Here is a 17,546-nt window from a genome sequence, read left to right on the forward strand (position 1 = left end):
CCGAGTTGGGCCGGGCGGCCGTGCACCTTTCTAACGTCCTCGGCGTGCCATCACGCAATCGTGAAGCGGTGCGGGTCGCGGTACTCGCGGACTCCGACACCCGATGGAAATGGGGCGCCCTGACGGCGCGCCGCATCAGCCCGCCCGGCCACCGGGTGACCGGCTTCGTGCTGCGCGGCCGGGCCACGCCGACCGCGCGCCAGCTCGCCGAGGTCGGCGCGGACGTGGCCGCCCCGCGGGAGGTGACCGGGGCGGAGTTCCTCGCGTCGGTGCGGGACGAGGCGTACGACGTGGTGGTCCTCGCGCTCGTCGGCGGCACCGTGCAGGCGATGCTGCACGGCCTGGCCGGGATGGTGCTGCCGCGCCGCCCGGTGATCGTCACCGGCTATGTCGGCGTCGTCTACGAGAAGCTCGCCGACGGGCTGTTGCTGCGGCACGGGGCGGACGTCGTGCTCGCCAACTCACGGGCCGACGCCCGGCGGTTCCGCGCGGTGTACGAGGGCGTCGGCGCCGACGCGTCGGCGGTGGTGGAGGCGGCGCTGCCGTTCCTCGGCGGGGCCCGGTACGCGCCGGTCCCGGGCCGGGACACGGTCGTGTTCGCCGCGCAGCCGTCCGTACCCGCGTCCCGGGACGACCGCGCCTACCTGCTGCTCCGGCTGGTCGAGCACGCCCGGCTCCACCCGCACCGCGAGGTGCTGCTCAAGCTCCGTTCCAAGCCGGGTGAGCACACCACGCACGTGGAGGAGCACCCGTACCAGAAGCTGGCCAAGGGCCCGCTGCCGCCCAACGTCCGGCTGGTCCACGGCCACATGGGCGAGGTCCTCGACCGGACCGACCTGCTGGTCACCGTCTCCTCCACGGCGGCCCTGGAGGCCCTGCACCGGGGCGTCCCGACGGCGGTCCTGACCGACCTGGGCGTCCGCGAGGCGCTCGGCAACCACCACTTCATCGGCTCGGGCCTGCTCACCTCCTGGGACCGGCTGGACGGCGGCCACCGCCCGTGCCCGGACGCCGCGTGGCTGACCGACCAGGGCGTGGCGGCGGACGGCTCGTACGAGGGGTCGTTCGACGCCGCCCGGGCCCGGGTGCTCGACCTGCTCGCCGAACCCGCGCTGCCGCCCGTCGCGCCCTACTACACCCCGGCGACCGCCCCCGGCTACCTGCCCGCGATCCTCGGCCGCCACCGCCTGGACGCCACCGGACCGCCCGCCGCCGGCCCGGTACGCCGCCTGCTGCGGGACGCGGCACGCGGCGTCTACCGCCACGGGGTGCAGCGCGTGGCCCCGGTGATCCGCCGCCTGGGGGAGCTGTGACGACCCGTCCGAGCCGGCCGACCGTCCTCGCCGTGATCCCCGCCCGGGGCGGCTCCAAGGGCGTGCCCGGCAAGAACCTCGCCCCCGTCGGCGGCGTCCCCCTGGTCGCCCGGGCGGTACGCGCCTGCCTGGCCGCCCGGCGTGTGACGGACGTCGTCGTCTCGACCGACGACCCCGCCGTCGCGGCCACCGCCCGCGCGGCCGGCGCCGAGGCGGTGCACCGCCCGGCCGGTCTCTCCGGCGACACGGCGACCAGCGAGGCGGCGGTGCTCCACGCGATGGACGCCTTCGAGGCGCTGCACGCCCGCCCGGCGGAGGTGGTCCTGCTCGTCCAGTGCACCAGCCCGTTCGTGACCGCGTCGGACGTCGACCGCGTCACCGCCCGGGTGCTGGAGGGCGGCGCCGACACGGCCCTGACGGTCGCCCCGTCCCACGGCTTCCTGTGGCGGGACCGGGGCGACGCCCACGGGGTCAACCACGACAAGGCCCACCGCCCCCGCCGCCAGGAGCGCGAACCGGAGTACCTGGAGACGGGCGCCGCGTACGGCATGGAGGCGCGCGGGTTCCGCGAGCACGGCCACCGCTTTTTCGGCCGGACCGCGCTCGTCGTCACCGACCCCGCCCGCGTGCTGGAGATCGACGACCCGCACGACCTCGCCCGTGCCCGCGCGCTCGCACCGCTGCTGGACCCGGCTCCCGCCCCGACGCTCGACGACGTCGACGCCGTCGTCCTCGACTTCGACGGGACCCAGACCGACGACCGGGTGCTGATCGACTCCGACGGGCGCGAACTCGTCGCCGTCCACCGGGGCGACGGACTCGGCGTCGCCGCGCTCCGCCGCGCCGGCGTCCGGCTGCTGATCCTGTCCACCGAGAAGAACCCCGTCGTCGCCGCCCGCGCCCGCAAGCTGGCCGTCCCCGTCCTGCACGGCATCGACCGCAAGGACCTCGCGCTCAAGCAGTGGTGCGACGACCACGCCATCGACCCCGGGCGCGTGCTCTACGCCGGAAACGACGTCAACGACCTGCCCTGCCTCGGGCTCGTCGGCTGGCCCGTGGCCGTGGCGGACGCCCACGACTCCGTACGCGCCGCCGCCCGCGCCGTCACCGCGTCCCCCGGCGGCGCGGGGGCGGTCCGCGAGATCGCGGCCTGGCTCCTCGGCCCCACCCTGCACACCCCCGCTACGTAAGGACGCACCATGAACCCCCGCCTCCGCACCCTCGGCCGCAAGACCGCAGGCCCCGGCGAGCCCGTCTACATCACCGGCGAGATAGGCATCAACCACAACGGCGACCTCGACAAGGCCATCGCCCTCGTCGACGCCGCCGCCGACGCGGGCTGCGACGCCGTGAAGTTCCAGAAGCGCACCCCCGAGATCTGCACCCCCCGCGACCAGTGGGACATCGAGCGCGACACGCCCTGGGGCCGGATGACGTACATCGACTACCGCCACCGCGTGGAGTTCGGCGAGGACGAGTACCGCGCCATCGACGAGCACTGCCGCGAGCGCGGCATCGACTGGTTCGCCTCCCCGTGGGACACCGAGGCCGTGGCGTTCCTGGAGAAGTTCGACCTCCCCGCCCACAAGGTCGCCTCCGCCTCCCTCACCGACGACGAACTGCTGCGCACGCTCCGCGCCACCGGCCGCACGGTGATCCTCTCCACCGGCATGTCGACCCCCAGGCAGATCCGCCACGCCGTGGAGGTCCTCGGCAGCGACAACATCCTGCTGTGCCATGCCACGTCCACCTACCCGGCCAGGGCCGAGGAGCTGAACCTGCGCGTCATCCAGTCCCTGATGCGGGACTACCCCAACATCCCCATCGGCTACAGCGGCCACGAGACCGGGCTGCAGACCACGCTCGCCGCCGTCGCGCTCGGCGCCTGCTTCGTCGAGCGCCACATCACCCTCGACCGCGCCATGTGGGGCTCCGACCAGGCCGCCTCCGTCGAACCGGGCGGCCTCACCCGCCTCGTGCGCGACATCCGCACCATCGAGACCGCGCTCGGCGACGGCGTCAAGAAGGTGTACGATTCGGAGCTCGCCCCCATGAAGAAGCTCCGCCGCGTCCCGGCCACGGTATGACGCCCGCGCCCCGGCCCACGTCGTCCCCCACCACCTCGTCCCCCACCACGTCGCCCCGGACCACGCCGTCCCACCTGGCCTTCGTCGAAAGCCCGGTGCAGCTCCTGAACGTCCTGGAGTGGGCCCACCACGCCGGCCGGCCGGACCTCGTCGTCACCGTCCTGTCACCCACCGACCCGATGTCGCGCGGCCAGCTGCGCCGCATGGCCCGGCTGGCGCGCGACGAGGGGTTCACGGTCCGCTGGCAGGAGGCCCGCGGCGGCCGTGGCGCGCTGCTGCGGGCGCTGCGGGACCTGACGCCGTCCCTGCTGCGCGCCGAGCGGGTGATCATCGGCGACCCGTTCTCCCGTTACGTACAGCTCCTGCTGACGCTCTTCGGGCCGCGCGCCCTCACGGTCGTCGACGACGGCACGGCCACCATGGAGTTCGCCGCCCAGCTCGCGCGGGGTGAACGGCTGGTGCGCTGGCACCGGCGCGGCGTCCGGGGCCCGCGCGAACTTGCCCTCGCCCCGGTCACCGCCCTCGCCCGCCGCCGGCTCGCCCCGGCGCGGGGCCGTACGGTCGAGATCTTCACCGCCCTGCCGGTCGAGGCGCCGCCCGGCACCACGGTCACCGCCAACGGCTTCGCGTGGACCCGTGCCCGGTTCGGCCCGCCCCGGCTGACCCGGGGCGCGGACCTGGTGGGCACCTCGCTGGTGGAGACGGGTGTGGTGGACCCCGACCGGTACGTCGGCGCCGTCGCCGCGCTGGCCGCCGCCCACGGCGCCACCCGCTACTTCGCGCACCGCCGCGAGAGCGTGGAGAAGCTGCACCGGATAGCCGTGGAGACCGGCCTGGAGGTGGTCCGACCGGACCTGCCGCTGGAGCTGATCGCCCGGCGCGGCCCGATCGGCCGTACGGTGCTGAGCTTCCCCTCCACGGTGGTGCACACCCTCCCGGCGGCGCTGGGGGGCACCGGCGTCACGATCACCGTGTGCGGGATAGCGCCGGAGTGGCTGCGCGAGAGCGCCTCGCCCCGCGCGCAGGGGTTCCTCGCGGGAGTGGCGGAGTCGGCACGCTCGGTGCACGGCCTGTCGCTCACGGGTGCGTAGACGCCCGCCCCACGGGAGTGGATCACGAACGCGAACACCTGACCGGAAACCGACCGAGAAAGATCGACACAAGCCCGAAAACGCGTGAGCTTACCCACTTCATCTGGCGCTCAAGCCCGCCGTCCAGGGTTTCTTTCCCCTATCGGGCTGAAGTTTTGTAGATCACACGTTAGTTGAGGGCGAAACGCGCCTACCCTTTCATGGGTGAACAAGGTGATGTCCCGCGACCCCGAAACAGACGTTCCCGGCGATACGCCCCTCCTCGGCGCGCTGCCAGAGAGCCTGCGCGCCGAGTTGATCGCGTTCCGCCGGGATGTGCACATGCACCCCGAGCTGGGCTTCCAGGAGTTCCGCACCACCGCGGCGATCAAGACGCGCCTCGAAGCGGCGGGGCTCACCCCCCGGGTCCTCCCCGGCGGCACGGGGCTGACGTGCGACATCGGTACGTGGGACGGCGTACGCCCCATGCTGGCGATCCGCGCCGACATCGACGCGCTGCCCATCCCGGACACCAAGACGGAGGTCCCGTACCGCTCCACCGTGCCCGACCGGGCCCACGCCTGTGGCCATGACGTGCACACCACCGTCGTCCTCGGGGCCGGCCTGGTGCTGGCCGACCTGGCCCGCGAGGGCCTCCTGCCGTGCGCCGTGCGCCTGATCTTCCAGCCCGCCGAGGAAGTCATGCCGGGCGGCGCGATCACCGCCATCGACGCCGGCGTGCTGGACGGCGTCGGCCGGATCATCGCCGTGCACTGCGACCCGCGCGTCGACGTGGGCCGCATCGGGCTGCGCACCGGGGCGATCACCTCCGCCTGCGACCGCCTGGAGGTCACCCTCGACGGCCCCGGCGGCCACACCGCCCGCCCGCACCTGACGACCGACATGGTCACCGCCGCGGCCCGGGTCGCCGTCGACGCGCCCGCCCTGCTGTCCCGCCGGATCGACACCCGTGCCGGGCTGGTCCTGACGTGGGGCCGCATCGAGGCGGGCCACGCGCCCAACGTCATCCCGCAGCGCGCCGAGCTGGGCGGCACGGTCCGCTGCCTGGATCTGGAGGCCTGGCGGCACGCCCCGGACCAGGTGTACGCGGCGATCGACGAGGTGGCGACGCTGCACGGCGCCAAGTGCCAGATCGAGTACGTGCGGGGCGTCCCGCCGGTCGTCAACGACGCGTCCGTCGCGCAGCTGCTGCACGACGCGATGGAGGCGCGCTGCGGCGCGTACGCGATCGAGGACACCGAGCAGAGCCTGGGCGGCGAGGACTTCTCCTGGTACATGGAGCACGTGCCCGGTGCGATGGCCCGGCTGGGCGTCCGCCGCCCGGGTGATACGGCCCGGCTCGACCTCCACCGGGGCAACTTCGACATCGACGAACGGGCCATCGAGGTCGGCGTCGAACTCTTCACCGCCGCCGCCCTGATCGACGGCGGCCTCTGACCCCCGGCGGACCCCGGCCCACCGCGTGACAGGGCGGCTCACACGGCCTCGTCACGCAGTGGGCCGACCGCCCATTTCCGGTCACCAACCGGCAGTGCTCCACTACGCCTGGTGGCGGTACCGCCCAGGCCATCCGCTGTTCGCGTCGATCTGGTAACGGCTACCGAACAGGCCTTTACCTGACATCTACGCGCGTTACGATCGCCGCGAAACCAGCGCCGAGAAGAGGCGCTTAGGTCAGGTCGAAGGAGCCTCCCTTGCGCCGGATCACCAGGATCGCAACCGTGGGCGTCGCGTCCGCGGCACTCGCACTCAGCGCCACCGCATGTGGCGGAAAGTCGTCGGACAGTGCTTCCGACGGCGAAGCCAAGGCAGCCATCGCGTACGACATCGGTGGCCGCGGCGACCAGTCGTTCAACGATGCGGCGTTCGCCGGCCTCGAGAAGGCCGAGAAGGACCTCGACATCAAGGGCACCGAAGCCGAGCCGAGCGAGGGCGAGGGCGACCCGGACAAGGTCCAGCGCCTCACCGAGCTGGCCCGCGCCGGCAACAACCCGGTCATCGGTGTCGGTTTCGCCTACGCGCCCGCCATCGCCGAGGTCGCGCCCAAGTTCCCGAAGACCACCTTCGGCCTGATCGACGACACCTCGAAGACCGGCAAGAACATCGCCAACCTGGTCTTCAACGAGGAGCAGGGCTCCTATCTGGCCGGTGTCGCCGCCGCCAAGGTGACCAAGTCCAAGACCGTCGGCTTCATCGGCGGTGTCGAGACCCCGCTGATCAAGAAGTTCGAGGCGGGCTTCGTCCAGGGCGTCAAGGACACCAACAAGGCCGTCAACGTCAAGGTCCAGTACCTGACGCAGCCGCCGGACTTCGGTGGCTTCTCCAAGCCGGACCTGGGCAAGGCCGCCGCGGAGGGCCAGCTGGACGCGGGCGCCGACGTCATCTACGCCGCCGCCGGTCTCGCCGGCTCGGGCTCGATCGAGGCCGCCGCCAAGGCCAAGAAGTGGGCCATCGGCGTCGACTCGGACCAGTACAACCAGAAGGGCCTGGCTCCCTACAAGGAGTACATCCTCACCTCGGTGACCAAGGACGTCTCCGACTCCGTCTACAACCTGATCAAGTCGGTCAAGGACGGCAAGCCGCAGTCCGGTGAGGTCCGTTACGGCCTCGACAAGGACGGCGTGGGCCTGGCCCGTTCCAACCCGGCCTTCACCAAGATGACCGATGTCATCGCGGCCGTGGACAAGGCCAAGGCCGACATCTCCGCCGGCAAGATCAAGGTCAAGACCGCTCCGTAACCGCGCGGCCGGACGTGGGTCCGCGGGTCCGGAGAGGCGGCGAGAGGCCGCCCCTCCGGACCCGGACCATGTTCGCTCCGGTTTTCCCTTCGCTGTCGCTACGCGCGTAGAGCCCCGCCCGGCGCGATAACTTCGGCACCTGCCCACCCGCCCTCCCGCTCCTCAAAGCTCCTTTCCCGCCAAGGAGAGTGCGTCATCAACGCGTCCAGCCCGTCATCGCCGCCGGCTGCATCGGCCGCCGCCGCCGTAGAACTGCGCGGCATCACCAAGCGCTTCCCCGGCGTCGTCGCCAACCACGACATCGACATCACCATCCGCAAGGGGACCGTCCACGCCCTCATCGGTGAGAACGGGGCCGGCAAGTCGACCCTGATGAAGATCCTCTACGGCATGCAGAAGCCGGACGAGGGCACCATCACCATCGACGGCAAGCAGGTCTCCTTCTCCAGCCCCGCCGACGCCATCGCGATCGGCATCGGCATGGTCCACCAGCACTTCATGCTGGCCGACAACCTCACGGTGCTGGAGAACGTCGTCCTCGGCAGCGAGAAGCTGTACGGCATCGGTGCCAAGGCCCGCAAGAAGATCATGGAGATCTCGGACGCGTACGGGCTGAACATCCGCCCGGACGTCCTGGTCGAGCAGCTCGGTGTCGCCGACCGCCAGCGCGTGGAGATCCTCAAGGTCCTCTACCGCGGCGCCCGCACCCTCATCCTGGACGAGCCGACCGCCGTGCTCGTCCCGCAGGAGGTCGACGCGCTCTTCGCCAACCTGCGCGAGCTCAAGGCCGAGGGCCTGACGGTCATCTTCATCTCGCACAAGCTGGGCGAGGTGCTGTCCGTCGCCGACGACATCACCGTCATCCGCCGCGGTACGACCGTCGGCACCGCCGACCCGCGCACCGCCACCACCAAGCAGCTCGCCGAGCTGATGGTCGGCGCCGAGCTGCCGTCGCCCGAGACGCGGGAGTCGACGGTCACGGACGTCCCCATGCTCACGGTCGAGGACCTGCGCCTCACCGAGACCGACCCGGACGGCATCGTCCGCGAGGTCCTGGCGGGCATCGGCTTCACCATCCACAAGGGCGAGGTCATGGGCATCGCCGGCGTCGAGGGCAACGGCCAGACCGAGCTCATCGAGGCACTGATCGGCCTGCGTGCCCTCGACGGCGGTGTCATCACCCTCGACGGCGCCGACATCTCCCACGCGCCGACCCGCAAGCGCCGCGAGGGCGGTATCGGCTACATCCCCGAGGACCGCCACCGCCACGGCCTGCTGCTGGAGTCCCCGCTGTGGGAGAACCGCATCCTCGGGCACGTCACCGAGGCCCCCAACAGCAAGCGCGGCATCCTCGACCTCAAGGCCGCCCGCAAGGACACCGAGCGGATCGTGCGCGAGTACGACGTCCGCACCCCGGGCATCGAGGTCACCGCGGCCTCCCTTTCCGGCGGCAACCAGCAGAAGCTGATCGTCGGTCGCGAGATGAGCCACGCCCCCAAGCTGCTGATCGCCGCCCACCCCACCCGCGGTGTGGACGTCGGCGCACAGGCGCAGATCTGGGACCAGATCCGCGAGGCCCGCCGCGAGGGCCTGGCGGTGCTGCTGATCTCCGCCGACCTGGACGAGCTCATCGGGCTCTCCGACACCCTGCGGGTGATGTACCGCGGCCGCCTGGTCGCGGACGCGGACCCCGCCACGATCACCCCGGAGGAGCTGGGCTCGGCCATGACCGGCGCCGCGACCGGCCACCTCGAGCACCACGACGAGAACGCGAACGGTGAGGGCCGATGAAGAAGTTCGACAAGGACCGGCTGATCCTGGGCCTCGCCGGCCCGGTGCTCGCCCTGGTCGTGGCCTTCCTGCTCACCTCCGTGGTGCTGCTGGTCTCGGACCGTGACCCGTTCGAGCCGTACCGGATCATGTTCCAGAGCCTGGAGTTCACCGACATCCAGGTCCTCATCCTCAACCAGACCGGCACGTACTACCTCGCCGCGCTGGCGGTCGCCATCGGCTTCCGGATGAACCTGTTCAACATCGGTGTGGACGGCCAGTACCGCCTCGCGGTGATGCTCGCCGCGGTCGTCGGCGCCGCCGTCGAGCTGCCCGGCCCGCTCCACATCCTGCTGATCGTCCTCGTCGCGATGCTCGTCGGCGCCCTGTGGGCCGGTATCGCGGGCGTCCTGAAGACCACCCGCGGCGTCAGCGAGGTCGTCTCCACGATCATGCTGAACGCCATCGCCACCAGCCTGATCGCCTGGATGATCCTGCCCGCCAACCTCGGTGTGCAGCCGCCCGGCTCCAACGACCTCACCACCGGTGAGATCGCCGAGTCCGGCTGGATGCCCGGCCTGGACGTGGACGGCGGCACCATCTACGGCTTCACCTTCGTCGCCTTCGCGCTCGGCGTCGTCTACTGGTTCGTCCTCAACCGCACCCGCTTCGGCTTCGACCTGCGCGCCACCGGCGCCAGCGGCTCCGCCGCCCAGGCGAGCGGTGTGGACGCCAAGAAGATGGTGCTCACCGCCATGCTGATCTCGGGCGCGGTCGCCGGCCTCGCCGGTATGCCGATGCTGCTCGGCCAGACCCACACGTACAGCCTGAGCTTCCCCGTCGGCGTGGGCTTCACGGGCATCACCATCGCCCTGCTCGGCCGCAACAGCCCGGTCGGCATCTTCTTCGCCGCGCTGCTCATCGCCTTCCTGGACAAGGCGTCCGCGTCGCTGGACCAGTACGGCTTCGAGAAGGAGATCGCCACGATCATGCAGGGCCTGATCGTGATCTCCGTCGTCGTGGCGTACGAGCTCGTCCGGCAGTACGGGCTGCGCCGTCAGCAGCAGAAGGTCGGCGAGGAGCTTGCCGCCCAGGCCCGCAAGAACAAGGAGGAAGTGGCGGCATGAGCGAGTCCACGAGCACCGTTACGGCCGCTGCCGCGGCGCCCAAGAAGGGCGGCGGACGCCGCCGGCTGTCCCTGCCCGTCGTGCTGCTGATCATCGCCGGCGGCCTGGCACTGTTCTCGCTGGTCCGTGTGATCAGCGGCGCCGACGACCTCACCTCCGTGGGCCAGGTCTCCGGCGCCCTCCAGCTGGCCGTCCCCATCGGCCTCGCGGGTCTCGGCGGCCTGTGGTCCGAGCGGGCCGGCGTGGTCAACATCGGCCTCGAAGGCATGATGATCATGGGCACCTGGTTCGGTGCCTGGGCGGGCTACCAGTGGGGCCCGTGGACCGGCGTCCTGCTGGGCATCGTCGGCGGCGCGCTCGGCGGCCTGCTGCACGCGGTCATGACGGTCACCTTCAACGTCAACCACATCGTCTCCGGCGTGGCCATCACCATCCTCGCCACCGGCGCCACCCGCTACCTGTCGAACTTCACGTTCGCCGAGGCCCCGGGCGGCTCCTCCAAGCAGTCCCCGCGCATCGACCGGGTCACCGACATCACCATCCCGGGGTTGTCGGACGGGCTGGCCGACCTCCAGGCCAAGCACTGGTTCTTCGTCTCCGACCTCGCGGGCGTGCTCGGCGGCCTGGTCACCAACCTGTCGCTGCTGACCGTCGTCGCGCTGCTGCTCATCCCCGGCACCTGGTGGGTCCTGTGGCGCACCGGCTTCGGCCTGCGGCTGCGCTCCTGCGGTGAGAACCCGGTCGCCGCCGAGTCCCTCGGCGTCAACGTCTACAAGTACAAGTACATCGCCGTGATCGTCTCCGGCGCCCTCGCGGGCCTGGGCGGCGCCTTCCTCGCCATCGTCTCCACCGGCATCTACCAGGAGGGCCAGACCGGCGGCCGCGGTTACATCGGTCTCGCCGCGATGATCTTCGGCAACTGGATGCCGGGCGGCATGGCGCTGGGCGCCGGACTGTTCGGCTTCACCGACAGCCTCAAGCTGCGCGGCGGCGCCGAGAACGTCCACGCCATGCTGCTGCTGCTGGCGATCCTGCTCGTCGGGCTCGTCATCTGGCAGCTGTACAAGAAGAAGTACGTCGCCGCGGCCATGGCCGCCGTCGTCTCCGCCCTGCTGTTCGTCTGGTACGCGGGCACCGACCGGCTGCCCAGCCAGTTCGTGGACGCCGCGCCGTACGTCACCACGCTGCTGGTGCTCGCGCTGTCCGCGCAGCGTCTGCGTATGCCGAAGGCGGACGGCATGCCCTACAAGAGGGGCCAGGGCAAGTGACGGACGACGCCTGGGAGGCCCTGCGCGAAGCCGCCCGGGAGGCCATGTCCCACGCGTACGCCCCGTACTCGGGCTACGCGGTGGGCGCGGCGGCCCTGGTCGATGACGGGCGCACGGTCACCGGGTGCAACGTGGAGAACGCCTCGTACGGCATCGGCCTGTGCGCCGAGTGCGGGCTGGTCTCCCAGCTCCAGGCCACCGGCGGCGGCCGGCTGACGCACTTCGTGTGCGTGGACGGCCGCGGCCAGGTACTGGTGCCGTGCGGCCGCTGCCGGCAGCTGCTGTACGAGTTCGGCGGCGACGAGCTGCTGCTGGACACGCCGGCGGGCGTGCTGACGCTCGCCGCGATGCTGCCGCAGGCGTTCGGGCCGCAGCACCTCGGTTGAGACGGGACGACCCTTCCGCGCTGTCCGCGGAGGGGTCGTCCTTCTCCACCCCTCTTCTCTATGCGCGTAGAGTCGCGCGCACAGGACTGTCCCACCCCGCTGGAAGGAACCCTTTAGGCCATGGACGCGATTTCCGTCATCCGCACCAAGCGGGACCGGGGCGAGCTGAGCCCCGAGCAGATCGACTGGGTCATCGACGCCTACACGCGCGGTGAGGTCGCCGACGAGCAGATGTCGGCGCTCGCCATGGCGATCCTGCTGAACGGCATGAACCGTACGGAGATCGCCCGCTGGACCGCCGCGATGATCGCCAGCGGCGAGCGGATGGACTTCTCCTCCCTGTCCCGCCCCACCGCCGACAAGCACTCCACCGGTGGCGTGGGCGACAAGATCACCCTGCCGCTCGCCCCGCTGGTCGCCGCGTGCGGCGCCGCCGTACCGCAGCTGTCCGGCCGCGGCCTCGGCCACACCGGCGGCACGCTCGACAAGCTGGAGTCCATCCCCGGCTGGCGGGCGCTGCTCTCCAACGAGGAGATGCTGCACGTCCTCGACACCACGGGCGCGGTGATCTGCGCGGCGGGCGACGGCCTCGCCCCCGCCGACAAGAAGCTGTACGCGCTGCGCGACGTCACCGGCACGGTCGAGGCGATCCCGCTGATCGCGTCGTCCATCATGTCGAAGAAGATCGCCGAGGGCACCGGCTCGCTGGTCCTGGACGTCAAGGTCGGCTCCGGCGCGTTCATGAAGAACATCGCCGACGCCCGCGAACTGGCCTCCACCATGGTGGGCCTGGGCACCGACCACGGGGTGAAGACGGTCGCCCTGCTCACCGACATGTCGACCCCGCTCGGCCTGACCGCGGGCAACGCCCTGGAGGTCCGCGAGTCCGTCGAGGTCCTCGCGGGCGGCGGCCCCGCCGACGTCGTGGAGCTCACCATCGCACTCGCCCGCGAGATGCTCGACGCCGCCGGCATCAAGGACGCCGACCCGGCGAAGGCCCTCGCGGACGGCTCCGCGATGGACGTCTGGCGCCGCATGATCGCCGCCCAGGGCGGTGACCCGGACGCCGCCCTGCCGGTCGCCCGCGAACAGCACGTCGTCACCGCCCCCTCCTCGGGCGTCCTCACCCGCCTCGACGCGTACGGCGTCGGCGTCGCCGCCTGGCGCCTCGGCGCGGGCCGCGCCCGCAAGGAGGACCCGGTCCAGGCGGGCGCGGGCATCGAGCTCCACGCCAAGCCGGGCGACACCGTCACGGCGGGCCAGCCGCTGCTGACCCTCCACACGGACACCCCGGAGAAGTTCGACTACGCCCTGAAGTCCCTGGACGGCGCCTACGACGTCGCCGCCGCGGGCACGGCGTACGAGCCGACCCCGGTCGTGCTGGAACGTATTGCCTGACACTCGTACGGCTGAACGGGACCGATGGACCTCCGTCGGTCCCGTTCGGCATGCTGGGGTCGGTGTCACAGCCGAAGAAGGAGACCGCCATGAGTGCACTCCCCGCCGATCCGACTCCGGGTCGCCACTGGGACGAGCTTGTCCGCTTCTGGGAGGAGTCGGACTGGCCCGAGGGCAGCAAGGTGGAGATCATCGATGGGATCATTGTCGTGACACCACCGCCCGCCGCACCGCTTAACCGCATCGCCGAGAAGGTCCATCGCAGGCTGTACACGGTGGTCCCTGATGACTGGGGCGTCTACCAGACGCTGGGAGTGGCCCACCCCTCGCGCGGGCGCCTCTACGTCCCGGATCTCGTGGTCATCCCGGAAAGCGCCGTGGCCGAGCTGGAAGGGAGCGAGTCCGCTCCCCTCACGGCGGCCGAACTGATCGTGGAGATCACGTCCTTCTCCAACGCGAGCTACGACCGGTTGAACAAAGCCGCCGCCTACGCGGAGGCCAAGGTCCCGCTCTATCTGCTCATCGACCGCTTCGCTCCCGCCGGACCGACCGTCACCCTCTACGGTGAGCCCAAGGGCGACGTCTATCGCGTCCTGAGCGCGGTCAAGTTCGGCGAGGACATCCACCTTCCCGCCCCCTTCGATCTCACCCTGGAAACCAGCGCCTTCCCGGTCGGCTGAAGACCCCCACCAACCCCGCCAGCTCCCGCATGTCGTCGAAGACCACCACCCCCTCGCCCGCCAGCCGTTCCGCCACGATCGCCGTGTACGTCTCGGACGACGAGCCCACGAAGAGCTCCACGATCTCCGCCTGCGTGAACGAGACGCCCAGATAGGCGAAGATCTCCGCGCCGACGCGCACACAGGTCCGCTCGCTGTCCACCAGGATGCCGTCGCAGTCGAAGATCACCAGCTCGACCGGCTCACGAGTCATGGTCCGGAGCGTACGGCCGCCGATGAGTTCCGCCCCCGGCGCGGGTCTCCTTCTCTGTGGACACCAAGGATCCGATCGTCCTGAGCGTCGCCGGCGTCATCGAGCCCGCCGACGTACCCCGCCTCTGCGAGGAGCTGACCGCGCTGCTCGGTGAGCGGGGCGACCCCGGCGACGTCATCTGCGACGTCGGCGGCGTCACCCGGCCGAACCTCGCCACGGTCGAGGCCCTGGGCCGGCTCCGCCTGACCGCTCAGCGGCTGGACCGCCGGATGACCGTGCGCAACGCACAGCCCGCCCTCCGGGCGCTGCTGGAGCTGGTCGGGCTGGCCGACCAGCTCCTTACGCCTACGCCTCCAGCCGCTCCGGGAGATCGAACAGCGGGAACCAGCGCTTCACGTCCAGGAACGACGTGATGCCCGAGACCTTGCCGTCCGCGATCTCGATGACCATGAGCGCCCACGGGCTGAAGCCGCCCTCCGGGTCGGGGTGGTAGTGCGCGAACGCGGGCGTGCCGTTGGCCACCACCGGCACCAGCCGCGAGCCCCGGCACACCTCGCCGACGCCCAGCATCCAGCCGACGATGTCGTCGTGCCCCTGGAGCCACAGGTCGTAGGGCGGCATGGACAGGGTGGCGTCCTCATGGAGCAGTGCGGTGAGGGCCGCCATGTCGTACCCCTCGAAGGCCGCCACGTACCGGTCGAGGAGCTTCTTCTGCTCCTCGTCGAGCGGGTCGGCCGTGTCGGTCTTCGCCGGCTCGGACTCCGCGAGCGTCGCCCGCGCCCGCTGCAACGCGCTGTTGACCGACGCGACCGAGGTACCGAGCAGCTCCGCCACCTCGCTCGCCTTCCACGCGAGCACCTCGCGCAGGATCAGCACCGCCCGCTGTTTCGGCGGCAGGTGCTGGAGCGCCGCCACGAACGCGAGCCGCACCGTCTCCTTCGCCACCGCCGCCTCCGCCGGGTCGGCCACCGTCGGCAGCACCCGCCCGTCCGGCACCGGCTCCAGCCAGGTGACCTCCGGGCGCGAGTTCAACTGCGCCTGCGCCACCGGTGTCGGCGCCGTCAGGTCCATCGGACGCGCCCGCCGGTTGCCCGCGTTCAGCGCGTCCAGGCACACGTTCGTCGCGATCCGGTACAGCCAGGAACGCACCGAGGACCGGCCCTCGAACTTCTCGAAGCTCCGCCACGCCCGGACCATGGTGTCCTGGACGGCGTCCTCCGCCTCGAAGGCCGACCCCAGCATGCGGTAGCAGTACCCGGTCAGCTCGGTCCGGTACTGCTCCAGGCTGGCCACATCGCTCGCCACATCAGTCATCGCGTCCGCCCCTGTCGCGCTTCCCATGCCTCACGACGGAAGCTACAGGAGGGGACTGACAACGCGGGTCACGTTCCGGGCTTGCGCCCGTGGACGAACACGTCGTCGCCGTTCCTCAGCAGGTTCCAGTACGCCTTGGCGTCCGCCTCGCGCATGTTGACGCAGCCGCGCGAACCGGGCGGGTTGTACATCGACTTGCCGACGGAGTGGAACGCCTGGCCGCCGTCGAAGAACTGCGCGTACGGCATCCGCACCTTGTAGAGCGTCGACCAGTGGTTGATGTTGCGGTGGTAGATCTTCGTCGCGCCGGTACGGGTCTCGTCGCCGTCGCGGCCGGTCCGCACCGGCACCGGTCCGTAGGTGAGCCTGGCGCCGTCCTGGATCCAGCTCAGCTGCCGCGTCAGGTCCACGCACGCGATGCGCCCCTTGTTGGTGGGGCACGTGCCCGCAGCGTTGGGGTTCTTCCCCGCGGCCCGCTGCTGGAGGATCGTGTTCATCGTGCGCCAGGTGATCTCACCCGCGTACCCGATGGTCGGCGTGATCCCGTGCCAGCGCTGGAACGTCTGTATCGCCTGGCAGTCGGCCGGCGACTGCTTCCCGTCCACCGGCCGGCCCATGAACTTCTCGACCTGCTTCTGGTACGGCCCGGTCGACGTCGTACAGGACGCCGCCTGGGCCGGTGCGGCCCCCAGCGCGACCGTCAACGGCACGACCAGCCCCGTGAGACCGAGCACGACCCCGGCCCGTCTGCGTATCCCACCCACGTACACCACTCCCCTGGAGCCCCTAGTGGTAGTTATGCCCTTAGGACGCTCGGGGAAGCGGTGTGGTTGTACGTTTCGCGGGACTTGCGGTCCTGTACGCGCGCGGCGTGCGTCCCGTACAGGGTCAGGGAGACGACTCCGAGGACGGCGACCAGCCCCAGCAGGACCGTGCCCGCCCAGCCGCCGGCGTGGAAGGCGACCGCGCCGAGCGTGCCGCCCGCGCTGCTCCCCACGTAGTACGCCGACTGGTACAGCGCCGACGCCTGCGCGCGGCCCGTCTTCGCCGTGCGGCTCACCGACGACGAGGCGACCGCGTGCCCGGCGAAGAATCCGGCCGTGATCAGGACCAGGCCGAGGAGCACCGACGTGAGCGTGTCCGACAGGGACAGCAGCAGGCCCGCGGCCGTCGTGGTCACCGCCAGGTACAGCGCGCCGCGCCGCCCCATGCGGCCGACCAGCTTGCCGGCCGCGGCCGACGACACCGTACCGACCAGGTAGACGAGGAAGATCGAGCCGATCACGCCCTGCGGGAGCGAGAACGGCGCCTCGACGAGCCGGTAGCCGATCACCGTGTAGACGGCGCCGAAGACGGTCATGAACAGAGCGCCGATCGCGTACAGGCGCATCAGCAGCGGGTCCGACAGATGCGTGCGTACGGCCGCGGCCAGCGCGCGCGGGTTCGGCGAACCGGGCGAGAAGTGCCGCGCCCTGGGAATCATCAGCCGGAACACCACCAGGCACACCACGGCCATCAGTCCGACAGCGGCGAGCGCCGCGCGCCAGCCCCACAGCTGGGCCACCCACCCCGTGACCAGCCGGCCGCTCATGCCGCCGATGCTGTTGCCCGCCACGAACAGGCCGATCGCGGCGACCAGCGCCTTGGGCCGTACCTCCTCCGCCAGGTACGCCATCGCCGACGCGGGCACTCCCGCGAGCGCGGCGCCCTGCACGGCGCGCAGCGCCACCAGCCACTCCAGGCTCGGCGCGAACGGCACCAGCAGCCCGACGACGACGGCCACCACGAGGGAGGCGGTCATCAGGGTGCGGCGGCCGAACCGCTCGGACACGGCGCTCAGCGGCAGGACGCACAGGGCGAGCGCGCCGGTCGCGGCGGACACGGTCCAGCTGGCGGCCGAGGCGCTCACGCCGAAGTCGGCGGAAACGGCCGGGAGCAGGGCCTGCGTCGAGTAGAGAAGGGCGAAGGTGGCGACTCCGGCGGCGAAGAGCGCGAAGCTCATCCGGCGGTAACCGGGGCGGCCGGGGGAAAGGCGAGTGTCGGCGACCGCGTCGGTGGCGGCCGCCTTGGTACTGGCGGAAGGCATGTCTCGACCGTAGGCACCCGGGCTTGATGCGTCCA

General features: G+C 71.4%; 17 protein-coding genes. 13 read left to right on the forward strand and 4 right to left on the reverse strand.

Annotated elements, in window-relative coordinates; genetic code table 11:
* The first annotated feature begins 44 nt into the window (after positions 1-44).
* The 12 genes from ABT360_RS09380 (at position 45) to ABT360_RS09435 (ending at position 13,858) form a co-directional block, all read left to right on the forward strand.
* Complete coding sequence (locus tag ABT360_RS09380; RefSeq protein WP_351813209.1) at positions 45-1,313, forward strand: DUF6716 putative glycosyltransferase; 1,269 nt, start codon at positions 45-47, stop codon at positions 1,311-1,313.
* Positions 1,310-2,503: an acylneuraminate cytidylyltransferase gene (locus ABT360_RS09385; protein WP_351813212.1), complete on the forward strand. Its 1,194-nt coding sequence runs from the start codon at positions 1,310-1,312 to the stop codon at positions 2,501-2,503. Before ABT360_RS09380 ends, ABT360_RS09385 begins: the two co-directional genes overlap by 4 nt.
* A gap of 9 nt (positions 2,504-2,512) precedes the next feature.
* On the forward strand, positions 2,513-3,400 hold the full coding sequence (locus ABT360_RS09390) for an N-acetylneuraminate synthase family protein (RefSeq protein ID WP_351813215.1): 888 nt from the start codon (positions 2,513-2,515) through the stop codon (positions 3,398-3,400).
* A complete protein-coding gene (locus tag ABT360_RS09395) occupies positions 3,397-4,491 on the forward strand; it encodes a hypothetical protein (protein ID WP_351813217.1) in 1,095 nt (364 codons plus the stop codon). Before ABT360_RS09390 ends, ABT360_RS09395 begins: the two co-directional genes overlap by 4 nt.
* 216 nt (positions 4,492-4,707) lie before the next feature.
* Positions 4,708-5,928 carry an amidohydrolase gene (locus ABT360_RS09400; RefSeq protein ID WP_351813374.1) on the forward strand — a complete coding sequence of 407 codons (1,221 nt, stop codon included), beginning with the start codon at positions 4,708-4,710 and terminating at the stop codon, positions 5,926-5,928.
* Between the two features lie 257 nt (positions 5,929-6,185).
* Positions 6,186-7,229, forward strand: a complete 1,044-nt coding sequence (locus ABT360_RS09405) for a BMP family lipoprotein (protein WP_351813220.1) — start codon at positions 6,186-6,188, stop codon at positions 7,227-7,229.
* 126 nt (positions 7,230-7,355) lie between these two features.
* Positions 7,356-9,020, forward strand: coding sequence for an ABC transporter ATP-binding protein (locus ABT360_RS09410; RefSeq protein ID WP_444852208.1), 1,665 nt, complete (start codon positions 7,356-7,358; stop codon positions 9,018-9,020).
* Positions 9,017-10,126 (forward strand): ABC transporter permease, encoded by a 1,110-nt coding sequence (locus ABT360_RS09415; RefSeq protein ID WP_351813223.1) that lies wholly within the window; start codon positions 9,017-9,019, stop codon positions 10,124-10,126. Before ABT360_RS09410 ends, ABT360_RS09415 begins: the two co-directional genes overlap by 4 nt.
* Positions 10,123-11,394: an ABC transporter permease gene (locus ABT360_RS09420; protein WP_351813226.1), complete on the forward strand. Its 1,272-nt coding sequence runs from the start codon at positions 10,123-10,125 to the stop codon at positions 11,392-11,394. Before ABT360_RS09415 ends, ABT360_RS09420 begins: the two co-directional genes overlap by 4 nt.
* Entirely contained in the window at positions 11,391-11,780 is a 390-nt protein-coding gene (locus ABT360_RS09425; protein WP_351813228.1) for a cytidine deaminase, read from the forward strand. Before ABT360_RS09420 ends, ABT360_RS09425 begins: the two co-directional genes overlap by 4 nt.
* Positions 11,781-11,900: 120 nt before the next feature.
* A complete protein-coding gene (locus tag ABT360_RS09430) occupies positions 11,901-13,178 on the forward strand; it encodes a thymidine phosphorylase (RefSeq protein ID WP_351813231.1) in 1,278 nt (425 codons plus the stop codon).
* An 89-nt stretch (positions 13,179-13,267) separates the two neighbouring features.
* The gene (locus ABT360_RS09435) at positions 13,268-13,858 is read left to right on the forward strand and encodes a Uma2 family endonuclease (RefSeq protein WP_351813234.1); all 591 of its coding nucleotides are present in this window, start codon (positions 13,268-13,270) and stop codon (positions 13,856-13,858) included.
* On the opposite strand, the gene ABT360_RS09440 is transcribed toward ABT360_RS09435, so the two are convergent.
* Positions 13,824-14,111 carry a hypothetical protein gene (locus ABT360_RS09440; protein ID WP_444852202.1) on the reverse strand — a complete coding sequence of 96 codons (288 nt, stop codon included), beginning with the start codon at positions 14,109-14,111 and terminating at the stop codon, positions 13,824-13,826. The two genes, ABT360_RS09435 and ABT360_RS09440, sit on opposite strands and share 35 nt — an antisense overlap.
* A gap of 56 nt (positions 14,112-14,167) precedes the next feature.
* On the opposite strand from ABT360_RS09440, the gene ABT360_RS09445 reads away from it, so the two are divergent.
* Positions 14,168-14,524 (forward strand): STAS domain-containing protein, encoded by a 357-nt coding sequence (locus ABT360_RS09445; RefSeq protein WP_351813237.1) that lies wholly within the window; start codon positions 14,168-14,170, stop codon positions 14,522-14,524.
* On the opposite strand, the gene ABT360_RS09450 is transcribed toward ABT360_RS09445, so the two are convergent.
* The 3 genes from ABT360_RS09450 to ABT360_RS09460 are packed head-to-tail and all read right to left on the reverse strand — an operon-like array spanning position 14,457 to position 17,511.
* On the reverse strand, positions 14,457-15,452 hold the full coding sequence (locus tag ABT360_RS09450) for a sigma-70 family RNA polymerase sigma factor (RefSeq protein WP_444852203.1): 996 nt from the start codon (positions 15,450-15,452) through the stop codon (positions 14,457-14,459). The genes ABT360_RS09445 and ABT360_RS09450 overlap by 68 nt on opposite strands.
* 41 nt (positions 15,453-15,493) lie before the next feature.
* The gene (locus ABT360_RS09455; RefSeq protein WP_444852204.1) at positions 15,494-16,189 is read right to left on the reverse strand and encodes a L,D-transpeptidase family protein; all 696 of its coding nucleotides are present in this window, start codon (positions 16,187-16,189) and stop codon (positions 15,494-15,496) included.
* Positions 16,190-16,221: 32 nt separating this feature from the next.
* A complete protein-coding gene (locus ABT360_RS09460; protein WP_351813241.1) occupies positions 16,222-17,511 on the reverse strand; it encodes an MFS transporter in 1,290 nt (429 codons plus the stop codon).
* Positions 17,512-17,546: the final 35 nt, after the last annotated feature.

Origin of the sequence: Streptomyces sp. NPDC000229 (assembly GCF_040300825.1) — a bacterium.
Lineage (GTDB): Bacteria > Actinomycetota > Actinomycetes > Streptomycetales > Streptomycetaceae > Streptomyces.